Annotated in this window: 18 protein-coding genes; 10 read left to right on the forward strand and 8 right to left on the reverse strand. The window is 37.7% G+C overall.

Annotated features, from left to right (window positions below; translation table 11 throughout):
- Positions 1-206: 206 nt before the first annotated feature.
- The 5 genes from ACFSQJ_RS11645 (at position 207) to ACFSQJ_RS11665 (ending at position 6,614) form a co-directional block, all read left to right on the forward strand.
- On the forward strand, positions 207-3,506 hold the full coding sequence (locus ACFSQJ_RS11645; RefSeq protein WP_377767125.1) for a beta strand repeat-containing protein: 3,300 nt from the start codon (positions 207-209) through the stop codon (positions 3,504-3,506).
- A gap of 3 nt (positions 3,507-3,509) precedes the next feature.
- On the forward strand, positions 3,510-4,673 hold the full coding sequence (locus tag ACFSQJ_RS11650; protein WP_377767127.1) for a gliding motility-associated C-terminal domain-containing protein: 1,164 nt from the start codon (positions 3,510-3,512) through the stop codon (positions 4,671-4,673).
- A 97-nt stretch (positions 4,674-4,770) separates the two neighbouring features.
- Entirely contained in the window at positions 4,771-5,505 is a 735-nt protein-coding gene (locus tag ACFSQJ_RS11655; RefSeq protein ID WP_377767128.1) for a M15 family metallopeptidase, read from the forward strand.
- A 43-nt stretch (positions 5,506-5,548) separates the two neighbouring features.
- Complete coding sequence (locus ACFSQJ_RS11660; RefSeq protein WP_377767129.1) at positions 5,549-6,319, forward strand: M48 family metalloprotease; 771 nt, start codon at positions 5,549-5,551, stop codon at positions 6,317-6,319.
- Positions 6,320-6,446: 127 nt separating this feature from the next.
- Positions 6,447-6,614 carry a DUF6747 family protein gene (locus tag ACFSQJ_RS11665; protein WP_377767130.1) on the forward strand — a complete coding sequence of 56 codons (168 nt, stop codon included), beginning with the start codon at positions 6,447-6,449 and terminating at the stop codon, positions 6,612-6,614.
- 99 nt (positions 6,615-6,713) lie between these two features.
- On the opposite strand, the gene ACFSQJ_RS11670 is transcribed toward ACFSQJ_RS11665, so the two are convergent.
- The gene (locus ACFSQJ_RS11670; RefSeq protein WP_377767132.1) at positions 6,714-7,103 is read right to left on the reverse strand and encodes an ankyrin repeat domain-containing protein; all 390 of its coding nucleotides are present in this window, start codon (positions 7,101-7,103) and stop codon (positions 6,714-6,716) included.
- Positions 7,104-7,313: 210 nt separating this feature from the next.
- Here ACFSQJ_RS11670 and gpmI point away from each other — a divergent pair, with 210 nt between their 5' ends.
- Positions 7,314-8,816: a 2,3-bisphosphoglycerate-independent phosphoglycerate mutase gene (gpmI, locus tag ACFSQJ_RS11675; protein WP_377767133.1), complete on the forward strand. Its 1,503-nt coding sequence runs from the start codon at positions 7,314-7,316 to the stop codon at positions 8,814-8,816.
- A 49-nt stretch (positions 8,817-8,865) separates the two neighbouring features.
- On the forward strand, positions 8,866-9,669 hold the full coding sequence (gene map / locus ACFSQJ_RS11680; RefSeq protein ID WP_377767135.1) for a type I methionyl aminopeptidase: 804 nt from the start codon (positions 8,866-8,868) through the stop codon (positions 9,667-9,669).
- 19 nt (positions 9,670-9,688) lie between these two features.
- Here the strand turns inward: map and ACFSQJ_RS11685 are convergent, their stop codons facing one another.
- Complete coding sequence (locus ACFSQJ_RS11685; protein WP_377767137.1) at positions 9,689-10,909, reverse strand: carboxypeptidase-like regulatory domain-containing protein; 1,221 nt, start codon at positions 10,907-10,909, stop codon at positions 9,689-9,691.
- Between the two features lie 123 nt (positions 10,910-11,032).
- Between ACFSQJ_RS11685 and ACFSQJ_RS11690 the strand changes: the two genes are divergently transcribed.
- The 3 genes from ACFSQJ_RS11690 to ACFSQJ_RS11700 all read left to right on the forward strand — a co-directional run bounded on the left by ACFSQJ_RS11690 (position 11,033) and on the right by ACFSQJ_RS11700 (position 15,531).
- The gene (locus ACFSQJ_RS11690; RefSeq protein ID WP_377767138.1) at positions 11,033-11,797 is read left to right on the forward strand and encodes a class I SAM-dependent methyltransferase; all 765 of its coding nucleotides are present in this window, start codon (positions 11,033-11,035) and stop codon (positions 11,795-11,797) included.
- A gap of 195 nt (positions 11,798-11,992) precedes the next feature.
- A complete protein-coding gene (locus ACFSQJ_RS11695) occupies positions 11,993-14,401 on the forward strand; it encodes a T9SS type A sorting domain-containing protein (protein WP_377767139.1) in 2,409 nt (802 codons plus the stop codon).
- Between the two features lie 119 nt (positions 14,402-14,520).
- Complete coding sequence (locus ACFSQJ_RS11700) at positions 14,521-15,531, forward strand: hypothetical protein (RefSeq protein ID WP_377767140.1); 1,011 nt, start codon at positions 14,521-14,523, stop codon at positions 15,529-15,531.
- 55 nt (positions 15,532-15,586) lie between these two features.
- On the opposite strand, the gene ACFSQJ_RS11705 is transcribed toward ACFSQJ_RS11700, so the two are convergent.
- The 6 genes from ACFSQJ_RS11705 to ACFSQJ_RS11730 form a co-directional block, all read right to left on the reverse strand.
- Complete coding sequence (locus ACFSQJ_RS11705) at positions 15,587-16,597, reverse strand: FAD:protein FMN transferase (protein WP_377767141.1); 1,011 nt, start codon at positions 16,595-16,597, stop codon at positions 15,587-15,589.
- A gap of 10 nt (positions 16,598-16,607) precedes the next feature.
- Positions 16,608-16,976, reverse strand: coding sequence for a Na(+)-translocating NADH-quinone reductase subunit F (locus ACFSQJ_RS11710; RefSeq protein WP_377767142.1), 369 nt, complete (start codon positions 16,974-16,976; stop codon positions 16,608-16,610).
- Positions 16,977-17,047: 71 nt separating this feature from the next.
- On the reverse strand, positions 17,048-18,355 hold the full coding sequence (nqrF, locus tag ACFSQJ_RS11715; RefSeq protein WP_377767143.1) for an NADH:ubiquinone reductase (Na(+)-transporting) subunit F: 1,308 nt from the start codon (positions 18,353-18,355) through the stop codon (positions 17,048-17,050).
- A gap of 3 nt (positions 18,356-18,358) precedes the next feature.
- Positions 18,359-19,096, reverse strand: coding sequence for an NADH:ubiquinone reductase (Na(+)-transporting) subunit E (nqrE, locus tag ACFSQJ_RS11720; RefSeq protein WP_377767144.1), 738 nt, complete (start codon positions 19,094-19,096; stop codon positions 18,359-18,361).
- 10 nt (positions 19,097-19,106) lie between these two features.
- Positions 19,107-19,754 carry an NADH:ubiquinone reductase (Na(+)-transporting) subunit D gene (locus tag ACFSQJ_RS11725; RefSeq protein ID WP_377767145.1) on the reverse strand — a complete coding sequence of 216 codons (648 nt, stop codon included), beginning with the start codon at positions 19,752-19,754 and terminating at the stop codon, positions 19,107-19,109.
- A 1-nt stretch (position 19,755) separates the two neighbouring features.
- The gene (locus tag ACFSQJ_RS11730) at positions 19,756-20,508 is read right to left on the reverse strand and encodes a Na(+)-translocating NADH-quinone reductase subunit C (protein ID WP_377767146.1); all 753 of its coding nucleotides are present in this window, start codon (positions 20,506-20,508) and stop codon (positions 19,756-19,758) included.
- Position 20,509 lies beyond the last annotated feature (1 nt).

Here is a 20,509-nt window from a genome sequence, read left to right on the forward strand (position 1 = left end):
TATAGCTGTTAGTCAGTAAGCTATAAAGAAAGTGGCTAAAGTTCATTTAAAAAAGGAAAGGCACTCTAAACTTTTGTTAATCTTTTAATCAGTGAGCAAATATTCTTTCCGTTCAGCTATCACAATGGTATTTGAACGTATAAAATTAGGTGAATATTAGGATTGCATTATTTTTACGGTTGAGTCACCCCTCATTAAACCTATTTATGAAAAAGTATTTCTTAAGCGTTATGCTAGGTATTTTTGCGATGAGTTTTCTTCAGTCGCAAATTAAAATCGGTAACAACCCTCAGAATATTGATGCTTCCTCGGTTTTGGAACTAGAAAGCAATAGTCGTGTTCTGGTCATTACCAGAGTGAGTGCTGCCCAAATGAACTCCATCACTCCTTTACAGGGCGCTTTGGTCTATAATACTGATGAAGCATGTGTTTTCTACTTTGATGGCGTTGCTTGGCTAAACCTTTGTGAAGAAGGAATTTTTAATACGAATTTTGAAGTAGTAGGCGAAGAACTGGTATTAACCGACAGTCAGGGTGATACGGTTTCAGTACCATTATCGGATTTAGGAGTAGTTACGTTTAGCGCTGATCCCGTTTTCAATCCGGTAGATAATGACAATACCATTGTAATTACAGAAACTGGTGATAATGTGAACATTGAAGTGGGTGAAATTACTGGTTTTAATATCGTCGATTCGAGTATTAATGGATTTTTAGATATACAAGATGGGTCTATTGTGAGTTCTAAACTTCAAGATGATTCCGTAGATCGTTCCAAAATAGCGGCAAACGTTGCCGGAATTGGTCTTACACAGGCACCTGACGGTTCGCTAGATGTTGATGTAACCGAATTTTCAGGCGAAGGCGTGCTTTCATCACCTGCAAACACCTTGACCATTTCAGGTGACCCTGCCAACGCCCTTTTTAATAGTGTGGGCCTTGATGTTGCCGATAACGCGATAACCCAGATTAAAATGGCTGAAAATGCCATTGGTACCGCTGAAATTATTAATGATGCCGTGACCACCGATAAGATTTTAGATGCAAGTATCACGAATGGAAAACTGGACAAGCCAACAATTCCTATTAGCGGTTTTGCCCCTGCAGCGGCAAATGTTGATTTTGGGAACAATAGATTGCTCAATGTGGTTGATCCTGTGGACATTACCGACGTTGCCAATAAAAATTATGTTGATAACGCCGTTGGCGGATTAAGCAATCTAGCGGATGGTACCATATATATTGGTGATGCCGGAAATCAAGCCCAAGAAATCGCAATAAGTGGTGATGCTACTATGGATAATGCCGGGGTTTTGACGATTGAACCTGATGCGGTGGGAACAACTGAAATTATCGATGCTAACATTACAAACTCCAAACTAGACAAGGTGAATATTCCGTTAAGTGGTTTTGGTGATGCAGCAGCGGATGTGGCCTTAGGTGGTTTCCAATTAAAAAATGTTGCTGAACCTACCGATGCCCAAGATGCAGCAACAAAAAACTATGTCGACAATTCTATTGCTAGCTCAAATGCACTTGCAAATACAAATATTTTTGTAGGAAGCGCAACTGGTGTTGCAACTGGTGTTGCAATGAGCGGCGACGCTACTATAAACAACGCTGGGGTTTTGACGATTGAACCCAATGCAATTGAAACAAATGAAATCGCCGATAATGCAGTTACTTCTGCTAAGATAAACGATGGTGAAATCATTGATGCTGATGTATCGGGAGCGGCCGCCATTGCCGGAACAAAAATCAATCCTGATTTTGGAACACAAAACATTGCAACAACAGGAACAGTGACCGTTGGAGCAAGCACTATTACAGCTGCAGCTGGAACAAATGGACAAATACTTACTAATGACGGGGCTGGAAATGCCACTTGGCAAAATCCAGCACCTTTGGCAGTAGCTACCACAACGGCTCTTGACGGGGATGGGCTTGCTGCAACTCCACTAGATTTAGCAGACAATGCGGTTACCACGGCAAAACTTGCCGATGGAACAGCTGCGGGTGAAATCCTTCAATGGAATGGAACTAACTGGGTTCTTGTTGATGATTCCGCACTAGCTATTACAGAAACAGATGGGATTATAGGTAACGAAGTTACCGATGCAACGGCAGGAGGTTCTCTTGTAAGGTCCGGAACGGGCGCAACAGCAACTCCATTTACTCTTGATGTAGCCGATGGAGGTATCGGCACAACCGAATTGGCAGCCGACGCCGTTGATAATACCAAGGTAGCCAACAATGCAATAAACACAGAGAATATTACTGACGGACAGGTTCAGACCGATGATATTGCCGATGCGAACGTGACCTCTGCAAAACTTGCTGATGGAACAGCAGCCGGTGAAATTCTTCAATGGAATGGAACTAACTGGGTTCTTGTTGATGATTCCGCACTAGTTATTACAGAAGTCGATGGGGTTATTGGTAACGAAGTTACCGATGCAACCACAGGAGGTTCTCTTATAAGGTCCGGAACTGGCGCAACGGCAACGCCGTTTACCCTTGATGTAGCCGATGGAGGCATCGGCACAACCGAATTGGCAGCCGATGCCGTTGATAATACCAAGGTAGCCGACAATGCAATACGAACAGAAAACATTGTTGACGGACAGGTACAAACTACTGATATTGGAGCCGATGCAATTGATAATACAAAAATTGCGGACGATGCTGTTCAAGTAGAAAATATTCTAAATGGAAATGCTAACCAGGTATTGGTAACAAACGCTGCTGGAACCGATGTGGAATGGACCGATAGAAGCAATGTTACTACCGCTGGTACTGCAGCAGGATCTATATTCTTTGCAGCACCAACTACATTTGAACCAACTGAAGATAACACACAGCTATTTTGGGATGACACAAATAATGTTTTAGGTATAGGGACCAATACACCCGACACTTCAGGTAACATAAGAATTCAAGTTAATGGTAGCACTAGATCGGGAGGTTTTATTACTTCAGACGGAAGTGCAAATGCTCCTTCATATCGCTTTAATAGCGATCCCAATACCGGTATGTTTTGGGGAGGTGCTGCGGATGAATTAGGATTTTCCGTTGGAGGTATTGAAGCGTTGAGAATAAGAGATGAGGGAACAACAGATTCGGAATTAGTTGTTAATGGAAGCTTGGAACTTACAGAGCAGTTATTAGATGAAACTGGAGCAACAGGAAATGCTGGTGATATTTTAACCGCAACAGCAACCGGTACAGAGTGGAAAGAACCTGCTGTTGTAGCTATGGGGAAAGCAAATGGTGCTAACTCAATTAGTGTTAACGGGGCAACTATAGGCGGTGGAGCTGGAATAAATACAGTAACCTTGTCAACTGCTAGGCCAGATGACAATTATATAATCCAATTATCTGTCGTTGGAGATAATAGAATTTATATAACTTCTCAAAACCCTGGAAATTTTACGGTGGAAATTAGAAGTAATGCAACTGGACTTTTAGTAGTCGCTGATTGGCACTTTACAATTCTTGATTTTTGAGTAATGAAAAAACTACTCCACATATCGTTTTTACTGGTCGGTTTTTTCGCAACGGCCCAAACTGCCCTCTATAACAGCGGTAATATGCAGTTACATGGTAATGCAGAACTAGGCTTTCATACTAACCTGATCAATGAAAGCACCTTTGAGACCACCTCGGGTCTGGTTGGGTTTTATGGCAATAACCCCATACAGGTAAGTGGTTCCATCGCTCCTACTCTATTTGACGCCGAAATATTTTTACCAAGTAACCTCTTTTTGGGTACTACACTTAATATTTCGAATAATTTCAATTTTGTTGAAGGGAACGTACTAAGTTCTTTGAACAACCAAGTAGTTTACCTAAATTTTTTGGATAATACTTTTTTCACAGGCGAAAACGATGCTTCAAAAGTCACCGGGTTCGCCGCGATTACCAATAAAACTATTTTTTCGTTCCCTGTTGGGGATCAATCCCAATTACGGCCATTAATGCTGGAATCCGATAGTAATAATGAATTGGCGATTTGTGCTTATCTGAGGCAAGATCCAAGCAATCCTTCCGCTATCTCAGAGAATTTTGACATAGAAGAAAAGGTACGAAACATAGGCGCTATAACCGATAAAGAGTTTTGGATTTTGCAAGGTGATGTTCCATCGACCGTAACACTAAGTTGGAACCCAGAAAGTGATTTAGTGAATTTGGGCAATACCGTTGAAGATATTATTCTAGTGGGCTGGTCAAAAACCGGTAATTTATGGACTGTAATTGGCAATACCGCTTTTAGCGGTGATTTGAACCAAGGTTTTTTGGTTTCAGAAAAGTTTGTACCTAGCGACTATGCGGCAATTACTTTTGGTACCGTACCCTTACCTTTAGATACATTTGCGGTTAACAACCCTACATTAGGCAACTACTTTGTATCACCTAACGGCGATGGAATCAATGATGTGCTTATTATCGATAATCTTGGCGAATCGGAAAGCAACAATCTTCAGATTTACAATCGATTCGGTCAGAAGGTATTTGAAATGGACAATTATAGCGATGAGTTCAATGGTTTCTCTAATCAAAATAATCTCGTTATCAATAAATCACAAGGGTTGGCAGAAGGGGTCTACTTCTATATTGTAACACTATTTGACCTAGAATTAAATTATCAGGGCTTCTTGTTTCTTGACAAGTAGTTTCTTCTATAAAACTTCTTAACTTTGAAGAAAGTCTTAGTTGTGGCATATCTTTTGCTCCATATTATAGTAAATAACTAGACCTGATTAGTACAATATGCAAAGAAGAACTTTTTTAAAAAAAACCAGCATAGGCGGAATTGCCTTAGCTACCATACCCTCTCTAACTATTAGTAATGACCCTGAATATTCTATAGAAGAATTAATGGGAAAGGCCGATATCGAACTTTTTGGTGAAGGCATCAATCTTAGAAAAGAAGCGTATGATGCTTTTCTTGATATGAAAAAAGCGGCCTATAGTGCCGGTTTCGATATTAAAATGGTTTCCAGTTACCGTAGTTTTGACCGGCAACAAGCTATTTTTGAAAGAAAATTCATCAAGTACACTGAAACTGATGGCATGAAACCTATCGATGCCATTGATAAAATCATTGAATACTCTACCATACCGGGAACTAGTAGACACCATTGGGGTACCGATATAGACATTATAGATGGTTACCCAAAAGTATCGGGCGATGTGTTGGTTCCTGAAAAATTTGAGGAGGGAGGTCCTTTTGAAGCTTTTAAAAAGTGGTTGGATGCCAATGCACAAAAATTTGGCTTTTATCTGGTATATACAGATGATTATTTTAGAAAAGGCTTTAAATACGAGCCTTGGCACTATAGTTATGCACCGCTTTCAAAGCCGATGCTCGAACAGTTTAGGGGTGTAAATATCTTTAGACAGCTAATTCGTGAAGAATTTGAAGGCAGCGAACACTTTACTACTGGGTTTTTAAAAACCTATATTCAAAACAATATTCTAGGGATTAATGAGGATTTGTTATAATTCTTTTTTTATATCTTTCAGACAACTAGAACACTAGCGCAAAATGAGAAATAGAGGTAGCTGGAAAATTAGAATATTTATCGGTTTGGCCATCGTGGCGTTTGCATTTATCAAAAAATGTAATAACACAGAAGAAAACCCTTATACAGGTAGGTCTCAGCACATTAATATGTCTACGGAACAAGAAATTGCCATCGGCTTACAAAGTGCGCCTGAAATGGCACAGCAACACGGGGGGCTCTACCCCGATGAACGTTTGCAAGCTTTTGTTGATGCCGTTGGGCAGAAACTAGTAAACAATAGTGTTGCCAGAGAAACACCTTATAAGTACGACTTTCATCTTTTAGCAGATGATAGAACCATAAATGCTTTTGCATTGCCCGGCGGTCAGTGTTTTATCACCTACGCACTTTTCTCTCAGTTAAACGAGGCTCAACTTGCAGGGGTCTTAGGCCATGAGATAGGTCACGTAATCGGTAGACACTCTGCCGAACGCATAGCAGATAGCAATTTTTGGAGAACCGCAACTATGGGAGCTACCGTAGGCGCAGGGGATTTAGGAAGTGTTGTTGGTGGAATCGGGCAAAATACGCTCTTAACCAATGGTAGAGGTGATGAATTAGAAAGCGATGAACTTGGGGTACTATTCATGATTCAATCAGGGTACGATCCCTATGAAATGATTCAAGTGATGAAAATTTTAAAAGCAGCTGCGGGACCCAATCGTGTACCAGAATTTCAAAGTACGCATCCTGATCCTGAAAATCGTATTGAAAAGATAAAAGAGGCGATTATCAAATATCAAGGCAGTTAAAAGATAAAACAAGAACTTTATCGAATAATAAGTGACTTTGGTTCTATTTTTGTACCTTTAAATTTCCAAATCACAACCCACTTAAACCTAATTAGCTAAGTCGTTTTACAAACAAAAGACATAACTAATGGGAACACTTACACATTTTAAAAGCCTTTATTCTGAGGCATTTGCAAATTGCAAACCAGAATTTTTGGTCATCATATTAAAGGCGTATTCTGCATTTTGTGCAGTTATGATTTCTATGGCGCTATATGCATTTTTATATCGTGCTTTTACCGGTTTTGAATTTTAAAAATCAAGAAAATATATTTACTCTTTTACTTGAACACTATAAGGTAAATGAAAAACCCATTGCGCTGCAATGGGTTTTTTGATGAAATGAATAAACTCCTTATCCTTTCATAGCTACTTTTAATACCTTTAATGCTTCCATAGCATTTGATAATTCTGCGTACTTTTTAACAGTATACCCTTTATCACAGCGTGCTTTGAGATCGGCCCCATTATTAATGAGCACTTTCAAGATTTCTGGTTTATTGTAACGAGCCGCAAAATGAGCTGGTGTCATACCCAAAGATTTTTTGTTTACATCTTCGCCAAGGTCAATTAATTTTTGAACAGTTTCAAGGTCTCCTTTCATAATCGCCTTACAAAAAGAACTTAGTTCAAGATTTGTAGAAACCTCAGTATTCAAAACTGGGTCATTGTTTGTTTCATTGGCATAAATGCCGGTTACTGCGCAAGAAATTGCAACAGCGATAGTTAGGATTGTTTTTTTCATGATGAATGAATTTTGATTAATGAAGTGATTATAAGTTATATTGATATAAATATAGACTGCGTCGATAATGGATTGTTACAGGATTAACACTTAAATAACTAAACTTTAACAAGGCCTTATTTTTTAACATAAATATTTAACAAATTCGCATTAAAAAAAACGCAACAAGTATTATCAGAGGCTTTATTTTTGATAATTCAAAACCATAGCATGAACAAAAAAGTTATCCTTATGATTCTAGATGGATGGGGCAAATCTCCTAATCCTGAAGTTTCGGCAATAGAAAATGCCAATACACCATTCGTCGACGCTCTTTACGAATCATACCCTAATTCCGATTTATTAACCGATGGTATGAACGTTGGGCTACCTGAAGGGCAAATGGGCAATAGCGAAGTAGGTCATATGAATTTGGGGGCAGGCAGAATAGTCTATCAAGATTTGGCTAAAATTAATAAAGCTGTTAAAGAGGATACCTTAAAAGATGAAACTGTTTTAAAAGAGGCTTTTGAATATGCCAACAAAAACGATAAACCTGTCCATTTTCTTGGTTTGGTAAGTGATGGCGGTGTTCATAGTCATATCAGCCATTTAAAGGCTCTAATAAACGCTGCAGAAAGTTATGGTGTAGAAAAAGCCTTTGTACATGCATTTACTGATGGGCGCGATGTTGACCCAAAAAGTGGTAAAGGTTTTCTAGAAGATCTTTCAAAATTCTGTAGCACCAAGAATACAAAGCTAGCATCGGTTGTTGGACGCTATTTTGCAATGGACAGGGATAAGCGTTGGGAACGTGTTAAAAAAGCCTATAATCTTTTGGTAAATGGAATTGGCATCTTCTCAGACGATATTTCCACTGCTATGGAAAAAAGCTATGCAGACGGCAAAACGGATGAATTCATAGAACCAATAATTCTGAACGAAGAGGGGAAAATAAATAAAGATGATGTTATTATTTTCTTCAACTTCAGAACAGATAGAGGTCGAGAATTGACACAGGTCTTAAATCAAGAAGATTTCCCGGAACACGATATAAAAAAGCTTGATTTGTATTATGTGACCATGACCAATTATGATGATTCTTTCAAAGGTGTCAAAGTAATCTATGATAAAGACAACATTGAAAATACCTTGGGAGAAACGATTGCCAAAGCTGGTAAAAAACAAATAAGGATAGCAGAGACTGAAAAATACCCTCATGTAACCTTCTTTTTTAATGGAGGGCGTGAGGAACCTTTTGAAGGCGAACAACGTATTTTATGCCCCTCACCTAAAGTAGCGACCTATGACCTAAAGCCCGAAATGAGCGCATATGAAATACGTGATGCTATTATTCCTGAATTGGAAAAAGGAGATGTAGATTTTGTATGTCTCAACTTTGCAAATCCTGATATGGTCGGGCATACGGGCAGTATGGAAGCTGCCATTAAGGCCTGTGAAGTAGTGGATGAATGCGCGAAAGCTGTTATTACAGCTGGTCTCAAAAATCATTACAGTACAATTGTCATTGCCGACCATGGCAACTGCGACACTATGATAAATCCTGATGGAAGCCCAAATACCGCACACACGACAAATCCCGTGCCTCTGATTTTAGTTGACAAGGATATCAAAGAAATTAAAAATGGTGTTCTTGGCGACATTGCCCCAACAATTCTAAAAATGATGGGAATCTCTCAGCCCAAATTAATGACACAAAAAGCACTGGTTTAGGCATGAATAATCGTAATTGATTAATGCAATTCATCTTATCTTTGCGGCTATGATTAAAATCAAAACGGCAGAAGAGATTGAACTCATGCGCGAGAGTGCATTGGTAGTTTCTAAAACCTTAGGGATGATCGCCTCTGAAATTAAGCCTGGAGCAAATCCATTAAAGCTAGATAAACTTGCTGAAGAATTTATTCGGGACCAAGGTGCCGAACCAGGTTTTTTAGGCATGTATGATTTTCCTAATACGCTAAACTGGAGCCCAAACGCGCAAGTAGTTCATGGTATTCCAAATAACGATGATCTAAAGGATGGCGACATCATCTCAGTAGATTGTGGCGCCCTAAAAAATGGCTATTATGGTGATCATGCCTACACTTTTGAAGTTGGCGAAGTAGCCGAAGAAACCAAGAAACTTTTAAAAATTACCAAAGAATCCCTGTATGTAGGAATACGTGAATTCAAACTTGGTAATCGTGTTGGTGACGTTGGTTATGCCATACAAAATTATTGTGAAAATCAGGGTTACGGCATTGTACGTGAATTGGTGGGTCATGGACTAGGTAAAGAACTTCATGAAGACCCTCAAATGCCAAATTATGGCAAAAGAGGTCGAGGCAAAAAATTTGTTAATGGTATGGTCGTTGCCATAGAACCTATGGTAAATATGGGTACGAAACGCATAAAACAACTTAGGGACGGATGGACGATTTTAACAGCCGATGGACAACCTAGTGCACATTTTGAACATGACGTAGCATTAATAGATGGTAAACCGGAGCTTCTTTCTACTTTTAAATACATCTATGATGCTTTGGGCATTACCTCGCGCGAAGAAGAAGAATTTGCAAGTTAAAATCTAAAAAACATCATCTTTAATTTCCTTTGAAATAAGTTCCAAAGGCATTCTCTTTTTCAAACGAGGATATGATTAAGTTTTCTCTTTCTGTTCGATAAATAACTGGATTATCTCTCCAAAAACGGGGCTTGTATTTAGCTTTTTCAAAATTTCTTACATCTTCAAGCTCCAAACTTGAAGTCCTAAGCTTTTTATGCGGTTTTATTGCATTTTTGTATATAATAAATTTTGAAGCCACCCTACAAGGAAATACTACATCATTTTCAATAAAATCATAGAAGTATTCTACATTTATAAAATCTAAGTGTCCTGTTATTTCAGAATAGTTAAACTGTAACTTGTGTCGAGCATTATCAATTGCCAATTTTTTATCTCCTTTATAATTAGATAGATCATCAGAGCCCAAAGCGTGGTCAATAAAAACGGTATACTGAACAAGTTTTTTTTCAGAGGGTATATATACAAAACTCCCATAACTGTTGATTGGATTTGTTATATCATCGTCAGGCTCAAAATGTATTTCATGATATGTACTTTTATTTTTTTGATAACTCTTTTCAATATAAAACTGATAGTTTTTAATAAAACTTTCCCCAAATGGCTTGCCTACGGTAACCTCATTAGTTTTAAGTACAGGTGAATATAGTTGAGGGGTTAAGGTGAGAGAGGAAAAATTTGAATGGATTAAAAATAGTGAGGTAGAATCACTTCTTTTTCTTGCAAATCTTGCCTGGTCTATTTTAATTTTATCTATTCCATTTTTAGAGTGCGTTATTTTATAAAAAGCCTCTATCCATTCCATCGCTATAGTATCTTTAAATGAAGTTTGTCTATAGAATGCATAACTATTTCTAATCTGACTTTTCTTTAGGGTTTCCATAATATCCCGAATCATTTCAGAAACCCCATCATTTGTAACCGTAACTCCTTGTAATTCTAACAAATTCGGTTTTAAATACAGTGTATCGGAATAGTTTATAGAAAACTCTTTGACAGACAATTCTAATACTTCATATCCTATATGGGATATTCTCAAAGAATCTTTTTCATTTGATGAGTTTATTATCCTAAACCTTCCCTCTTCATTTGTTATAGTGCCATGATTACCTGACAAACTTTGAACATGAACATCTGCAATACCAACTCCTGTTATGCTATCTAAAACTACACCTTCGACACTTTGAGAAAATGAAAGCGTAATTGAGAAGAAAAAAATTAAAATGAACCTATTCCTCATATTATGAAATAACCATTAACGTTAATTTAAAAAAGTGTAGTCAAATACATCACCATATTTAACTCAAACACTTATTTTTGGCAAAAATCGTGCCTTCCCAAGTTTTGTATAACTTTCTTTGTTATGTCCAAAATCTTTAAATCCATTTTAAACTTAGTTCCGAGGCCTTGGCTTATTAGCTTAAGCTATTGGATAAGACCCTTTTTGGCCCTTTACTATCGTGGCAACACTTATATTGACCCTATAGACGGAAAAGGGTTTCGTAAGTTTTTACCTTACGGATACGAAAATCCGAGAGAAGGTGTTTTATCGCCTTCTACCCTATCATTAGAGCGCCATCGACTACTTTGGCTATATCTAAAGAACGAAACCAACTTTTTTAGCGCCCCATTAAATGTGTTACATTTTGCCCCTGAACAAGCATTTCATAAGCGTTTTAAACAACTTAAGAACATCGATTACACTACTACGGACCTTAACTCGCCCATCGCAGACATTAAAGCGGATATTTGCAATCTTCCCTTTGACAATGACGCTTATGATGTCATCTTATGCAATCATGTCCTCGAACACATTCCGAACGACAGCAAGGCTATGCAAGAACTGTATCGTGTTTTAAAACCTGGGGGATTCGGTATTTTTCAAATACCTCAAGACTTGAATAGGGAAAAAACTTTTGAAGACGATTCGATTACTGACAAAAAGGAACGTGCAAAGATATTTGGCCAGTACGACCATGTACGTATATACGGCAGAGACTTTTTTGACAAACTTCGAAGTATTGGTTTTAAGGTTGATGAAGTGGACTATACCAGTAAATTAAGTTCTGAGAACATAAATCGTTATCGTTTGGCAAAAGGAGAGATTATTCCTCTTGTTAAAAAATAGTACCGTTCGTCGAAATTTATCATCCATCCGGCCACAATAATCATCCATACATACACCTTCAATTACTTGATTTTTAATTAGTTAATTATTTTTTTCTCTAAACAAGAGATTATACACACTATTTAATTTTAAAATAATTAACAATATTTATCCTACATAATAGTTTTAATAAAATAAAACCCAAATCTTAGTTGCATGAAGAAAATTACTACTTCAAGAATTGTTGGCCACTTATTCATCATAATTTGCTATCTAACAACAAACAATCTAAATGGACAAGATTTACCCATAAATCCATTGGATTGCGGCTATGCATGTAGTGCCCAAGATGTTATTATCCAAGAACCGTATTTCGCGGTAGACGACCAAGGCACACCTTTTCAACCCTACCTCTACTCCATTGGTGATACGGTAACAGGTTATATTGCATTTTCACTGGTCAACACCACTGGAACAGATAGGTATACCCCTATGATACATACACAAGTAGAAAATGGGAGTGAGTTCAGCCTAATGAGCACTTGTTATGGTACTTTGCCGGCCAATCAAACCAAAATCTATGTGAGCCCACAATCTTTCACTCATACCTTTGGTGACGAATTTTCATTAAACAATATTTGGATAGGTTGGAACGTATCTTCAAAAGTATGTGATGATATTTACGGAGCAACAACTTGCAACAAGCTCATTCCATCGGGAAAATGTGGTGACTACAATAACATACCATTGTATATAAAGCTACCCGTTGAAACACCACCAGTTTTTGGTACTGAAATTTGCAACAATGGAATTGACGACGATAATAACGGATTAACAGACTGTGATGATATGGGCTGCCCGGACGAAAGCGAATGTACCTTTACCTCTACTACGGGCGGTAATGATAGCGGATTGGAAAGTAATGCCCGTCTAGCTGAAAAAATAAATAAAAGACACTTTGAACGCATAAAGAACAATACACATCGCTTAAATGTTAAAACCGAAGAAAGAAATTTTGCAAAAAAAGTTGATTTACACAAAAAAGGTCTATCCATAAAAAAAGGTACTCATACGAGCCGAACTAAGGACAGGATCGATTTATTTAGTCTTATACCTGTTGATGCCATACCAAATACCACCTCTTTCAACAGTACCCCAACAGATTTAAATGCTATTACTAATGCCGTTGAGACTTTGTCCGTTGATTATTTCGATGGAGACATAAGAAAAGGTGCTGTCTTGGCAACAATATCAGAAAACGGTGTTTATGAACATACAAAGGCAGTATGTGACAGGGTCGTGGGCTCTAAAATATTGGATATGTGGAAAATACCAATCTATAGAAATAAGGAGTTCATTATAACAAAACTTGAAAGCAAAAAAGGTGAAATTGAATATGGGTGTACATTCTCATTCTTTATTGATGAAACCAATGGGGTTACCGTTGAAAACCACTGGAATGTATCTGATTACCATTCTAACGGGGAGTACTATAACTTTCAGGTTTGGGCCAACAGCTCATTTAATCTAATGAAGGTAACTTGGGAACTACTTTATAACATTGAAAATCTGAACGAGGAACCCCTTGACTTTAAAATGGGCCAACTACCCGAAGTTTATATACAAGATGTTGTTTACAAAAACAACAATTTGGTATTAAACTTTATCAACGGCAGTGGGCAAAAATCCGTGAACATCAAAGGTCTTGTTTCAGATTCAGAAACGAGTACTGATAGAGTTTTTTACGACACGTTCTCATTAACCGGAGAACGTTTTGAACAAGTGGTTTACGATACTAATAGCGTTTATTCCATTGGTTTTACCATTAATGAAAAAGAAGGCGCTGTAACAGACAATGTCTTTTTTGCAGATGGAGTTTGGGGTTACGATGTTGATGAGAGCAAGGAAGATCTTCAAATTTTTGAGACATATCGAGATTTTCAAAGCCAAAACGACGGTGACCTTTACATAGAGCGAGGTGCCAAAATTCGAGGGCTTTTAAATGAAAAATTTGTGCTCTACCGGGCTATCCAAGCTAAATTTGAGGCATTAGACATTTCAGAATTTAATGGATTAGCCTTTAATGCAAAATCAAACAAGATTCGAGAGATGGATGTGCGTTTGATCAACCCCGATCTGCCTTACGAAGAACAAATGAAAGCTCGAATTGTCTTAAACACTGAAACTGACCAATACTACATAGATTTCAGCGCCTTTGAAGGAAATCTAAAAAATCTGGATAATATCACAATGATGGTTTTTGAAGTACCAAATTGGGAAAACGAACCAACACATTTTATTCTAGAACTTACTCGCTTGCGATTGGCAAGCTCACAATCCGGTAAAGCCATGGCCCAAATTAATGGGCAAGAACGTTTAAACAGGGCATATCCAAATCCCATGATCTCTAAGGCAACAATTGCATTTGAAAGCAAGATTTCCAATACGTATCAATTATATGTTCATGATATGATGGGCAGAACCGTGCATACAAGTGAAGGAACTTTGAATCAAGGTTTAAACAGGGTGAGCATAGAAAGGGGCAATTTACCGGCCGGGAATTACTCCTATGAGGTAAAATTGAACAAGGAAGAAAATATAGGTGGAATCCTTATCATGAAATAAACAATAAAACTAAGATAAATCGTGCTTAATGGCCTATCTTCTTTAAATCGCTCAAGTTCTTTAACCATGAGAATACGGTTTAAACCATGATAAAGGGTATTTTTTTAAATAGTTTTAATATGAGCAGAAATTGGAATTCTATTCTTTTTATTATTTGTGCAATATGCCTAAATGCATGTAGTAAGAATAGCGAACAGGTACAAGGTGATAAAAATTTTATTGACTCTTCAAATTTTAACGGATCAATTACGGGAGAATTGGAACTAGATCCAAGTATAATTTACAATTTAACCGGAGGGTTGATCCTAGAGCCTGGTGCAACACTTATCGTTCCTGCTGGAACCACAATTGAGGCCGAACCGGGTGATTCCTACATTTTAGTAAAAAAAGGTGCAGACATTGTAATTAATGGAAGTATTGACCTGCCAGTTTTGATGACAACGCCAGAAGGAAGTACAAATTCATGGGGAGGGATACTAATAGCAGGAAATTCCTTTTCATCAAAAGGTGAAAACATTTCAAAAACGATAGGTAAAGTAAACATAGATTATGGAGGGAATGACTTTAGTGAAAATTCTGGCACTATAAAATATTTGATTCTTAAGAATGCCGGTGGCCTATCAAATAATAACAGTGCTGCTCTATCGCTATTTGGCGTTGGTTCTGGCACGACCATAGAAAATGTGGCTTTCTTTAATTCTGTAGAAGGAATTAAATATACTGGGGGAACAGTATCCTCTTCAAATATTTATTTTGAAAACAATTCAGGTTCCAGTATCGTAATAGATGAGGGTTGGAGCGGTGTTCAATCTTATTCGTATGTTGCAAATGACAAGCCTTATACTTCAATAGTTTCCGCTAGCGGCCCTAACGGTAGACCCACTATTGACAAATTTTCAGCCAGAACTGACCAAAGTGCTCTTGGATTTTCGTTTGGGGGTGATTCTGGAGCGAATATAACGGATTTATCAATGGTTGGTTTTGCTCCTTCATTTATGCTCACTGACAATGTTGAAACGGTCAATGTACTTGTAGAAGGGGAAAACGTAAATACCGATGAAGATTATAACAAAGCCTCAAAAGTAAACAAAGAGTCCTTTAATTGGGCCGGAAATTTAATCCAACTATAGCATAAATCGTTATCGTTTGGCAAAAGGAGAGATAATTCCTGTAGTGAGTAAATAATTACTTTGCCAGTATCGCCTCGAATCCTGAAGTCATGAAGTTTTTCATAGTACCCTCTTCATCCAAATAAATAATAAAGGCGTCCAACTCCTTTCTCTTAAGTTCTAACAAGGCTTTAGATGCATTTAAGTCCATTGCCATAAAAGCTGTGGCATAACCGTCAGCCTGTATACAACTGTTTGCTACAACAGTCGCCGAAAGTACATTGGAATTTTTTGTGTAGCCCGTTTTTGGGTCAATAGTATGCACATACTTTTCACCAGTTTCGGGGTCTATTCTAAACTTTCTATAATTTCCAGAAGAGGCCAAAGCTTTGTCTTTTAAGTTAACCACAGCTGCGGACCCTCTTTTCATAAAATTATTAGGCTTATCTATACCAACTTTCCAAGGCTTGCCAGAGATTATATTAGTTCCTTTTGCAAGAACCTCCCCTCCTACTTCAACCAAATAGTTTTTTATCTGATGCTTGTCAAGCATTCTTCCCAAACGATCAATGGCATAACCTTTGGCAATTGCATTAAAATCAAACTGTACTTCGGGTTTGCTTTTTGTGATTCTAAAATCTCTTGTTAAACCTATATGCCTCCAGCCCACATATTGCATAAGACTATCTACCCTAGTACTGTCCATTTTCATTGTACTATCTTCAGGACCAAAACCCCAAGCATCTACAAGAACACCTACAGTTGGGTCGAAATAGCCGTCCGTCTCACTATTAATAACTTGACTTTGAAAAAAAATGTCCCTAAACATTTGATCTACTATTAACGTAGTATCCCCACCGTTGATTTTCGAAATATCAGAATCAGTAATATAGGTAGACATTGATTTATTGAATACGGTAAAAACAGAATCAATTTCGCGTTGAAAATCAAGTTCTTTATCGGATATATATTGAATTGCATAACTCGTTCCGAGGGCTGGTCCGGTGTTTTGATTCTTCACTAAATTTGGCTTAGTATCGCACCCAAACAAAATCAGTACTAGAACAACTAAAAGTAGGTTTTTCATCTTCTCGCAGTTAAATTTCAATTAAACCTTCATAATCAACGACATACTCCTCATTCAAATACACGGGCAGGTAATAATCAGACGCATTGACCAAGCCGACAGCGGCATAAAAGGTTCTCGCCTCAAACTTTAAAGCATGGTCTTTCATTTTATTTAAGTCGGCCATAAAGAAATCCTTGTCCCTTGGGTCTCCTGGGTATTCAATGCTTTTGACCACTATAAAACTTAGCTTTTTATCTTTAGTACAAACAAATTGAGGATTCTTTTTCAACTCACTATTTACGGCTAAAAATTCGTAACCATTTTCTTCGAGTTGTTTCCCAACAATATTCATTGCCAAATTATGCAATTCTTGTTCCGTAAGTTCTCTTCGTTCCATATGTAAAAAGCCGATACGGGTTGTATCGGCTTATATTTAGATTCTTGTATAACAAGAATTATATTTACTATTTATCCACCGAAATCATCGAATCTGATATGCTCATCTGGTATCCCAAAATCTTCACCCATTTTTTGAACAGCCTTGTTCATTAATGGAGGACCGCAGAAATACAACTCAATGTCCTCTGGAGACTCATGATGGTTCAAATAATGGTCTATTACACAATTGTGTATAAATCCGACAAAACCATCACCAGGGGCATCTATGCTCTCTTTAACCTTCCAATTATCTTCTTCTAAAGGCTCAGAAAGCGCTAAATAGAATTTAAAATTCGGAAACTCTTTCTCCAATTTATAAAAATGATCTAAGTAGAATAGTTCACGTTTTGAACGACCACCATACCAATAGGTAACTTTACGATTTGTTTTTAAGGTCTTGAACAAATGATATAAATGTGAGCGCATTGGTGCCATACCAGCTCCACCTCCAACGTATAACATCTCAGAATCAGACTCATTGATAAAGAACTCACCATAAGGTCCTGAAATTACGACATCATCACCAGGTTTTAGACCAAAAATATACGAAGAAGCTACACCAGGATTAACATCCATCCAACCGTTCTTAGAACGATCCCATGGTGGCGTTGCAATACGAACATTTAGCATAATTTCTCTCCCTTCAGCGGGGAAAGAAGCCATAGAATATGCTCTTTCTACCAGTTCAGGGTTTTTCATAACCAAGGGCCAAAGATTAAATTTGTCCCATTCTGCTTGAAATTTATCAGGTTTATCATGCTCCTCAGGATGCGCGGTGATGTCCATATCAGCAAACTTCACTTCACATTTTGGAACTTCAATTTGAATATACCCTCCAGCTTTATAGCCCATATCTTCAGGAATCTCAACAACAAATTCCTTAATAAATGACGCAACATTATAATTACGAACAACTTTAGCAGGCCACTTTTTAATGCCGAAAACTTCTTCAGGAATGGTAATCTCCATATCCTGCTTTACTTTTACTTGGCAAGCCAAACGCGCTCCGTGCTGTAATTCTTTTCTGGAAAAATGTGGTGTTTCAGTTGGTAAAGCCTCCCCACCTCCAGAAAGCACGTGACACTCGCATTGGATGCAGGTACCCCCTCCTCCACAAGCAGAAGGCAGAAACACTTTTTGATTTCCTAGGGTAGATAATAACGTACCCCCTGAGGAAACCTCTATTTTCTTTTCACCATTGATAGTCAGTGTAACAGGGCCAGATGGTGATAATTTTTCTTTTGTAAACAATAGCAATGCAACTAGCATTAATAATAAAACTAGAAACGCAACTACCGTAATTAGTATAGTACCTCCCGTACTTGTAGCTAAAATCATTTGTTATTTGTTTTTAACCTCGTTATAAGAGATTGCTTTTTCATCTTCAATCTCTTTTTTTATTTCTTTTTCTTCAATTTTTTCTGCTGTAGTAGGAGCTGTTTCTTCAGGTGGCTCATTGTCACCAGTCAACATTCCCCCAAAACTTTGAAAACCGATACCCATTAATCCAGTAATGATAAAAGTGATTCCCAATCCTCTTAAAGGTGCAGGAACATTTGAATATCTAATTTTCTCGCGAATAGCGGCGATAGCCAGAATCGCTAAAAACCATCCTATACCTGAACTAACACCATAATTAAAGGCTAAGCCCAAAGTTGGTATTTCTCTTGCCTGCATAAACAAAGAACCTCCAAGAATAGCACAGTTTACAGCAATCAATGGTAAGAAGATACCTAAGGAATTGTATAATGATGGCGAAAACTTCTCTACTACTATTTCTACCAATTGCACCATTGTGGCAATGGTCGCAATAAATAATATGAAAGATAGGAAACTTAAGTTGTAATCTGCATATTCAGGGCCTAACCAAGCTAATGCACCATCTTGCAACAAATACTGATCAAGCAACCAATTTAAAGGCACCGTAACGGCCAATACAAAGATTACCGCGGCACCTAAGCCGACTGCGGTACTTACTTTTTTGGAAACCGCCAAATAAGAACACATTCCCAAGAAGACAGCAAAAACCATGTTGTCTATGAAAATGGATTTGAAAAATAATTCTACATGCTCTAACATAGTTCTTTATTTATGCTTCTTCGATTAATGCTTTATTTCTTGAACGTTGTACCCAGATAATAATTCCAACTACAATTAAGGCGGCAGGAGGAATAATCATAAAACCATTATTCTCATATCCTGTAGCGTATAATCCTGTTTTGGCAATTGGGTCACCGAAAACGGGATACCCTAATAATGTTCCTGTACCAAATAATTCCCTAAAAAAGCCAACTATAATTAGTATTACCCCATAACCCAAGGCGTTACCAATACCATCCAAGAATGATTTCCAAGGACCGTTACCTAAAGCGAAAGCCTCAAAACGCCCCATAATAATACAGTTTGTAATTATAAGACCCACAAATACAGAAAGTGTCTTACTTAATTCGTAGGCGAAGGCTTTTAATACCTGGTCTACTATAATTACAAGGGTTGCAACCACGATTAGTTGTACAATAATTCTAATTTTAGATGGTATGATGTTACGCATCAAGGAGATAACAACATTACCCACACCAAGTACGAATATTACCGATATCGCCATTACGATTGAAGCTTTAAGCTCTGCCGTAATTGCTAAAGCCGAACAAATACCTAAAACTTGAATAGTAATTGGGTTATTATCGGCTAGTGGATCTAATATAAGATTTGCATCTTTTTTTGAAAGTAGCGCCATATTAATTGGTTCTAATCGTTTCTAGATAGGGTTTGTAAATATTCAATGTTTCTTTGATCATTGCCGCTACACCATTACCTGTAATGGTGGCACCAGCCAAAGCATCGACCTCGTTGTCTTCTTTATCATTATTCAACGGATCGTTATTTCCTTTGGCCACAGCTATACCAGCGTATCGATTACCATCTAATACTGATTCACCGATAAAATCATCCATAAAGTAGCGAAGCTTAATATTAGCTCCCAGACCTGGCGTCTCTCCTTTATGGTCAAAATAAGCACCTTGAACAATCATATTCTCATCAAGGGACATAAAGCCCCAAATGGCATCCCAAAGCCCTTTTCCATACATTGGTAATATATAGAACTTTTTACCATTTTTTTCTCCAACAAATAGTGGAAATTGAGCATCTCCACCATTCTTTAAAGCTGATAGTTGTTTTTTCATGTCTATCAGATAGGCATCATTTTGCTCTTCTACACTACCATCTGGCGAAACCACCAATTGCTTTGTGATGAACTTCGTGAACTCACCTTCAACCTCGGTTGTAGGAATAAAATTAACCCCACTGTCCTCAGTGTTCTCGTTTACGCCCATGGCGTAAAGAATATTTTGTTGCTTTTCAAAACGTTCGTTTTCTCCAATCTTATCTTTTAAGCCGGAGGCCAAAAAGGCAAGAATAGACCCAACAACCACAACCATAATTATTGCAAAAATTACGGTATACGTGTTTTTCTCTGTATTTACTGCCATG

The sequence above is a fragment of the Croceitalea marina genome, from assembly GCF_042684265.1.
In the GTDB taxonomy this organism is placed as follows: Bacteria; Bacteroidota; Bacteroidia; order Flavobacteriales; family Flavobacteriaceae; genus Croceitalea; species Croceitalea marina.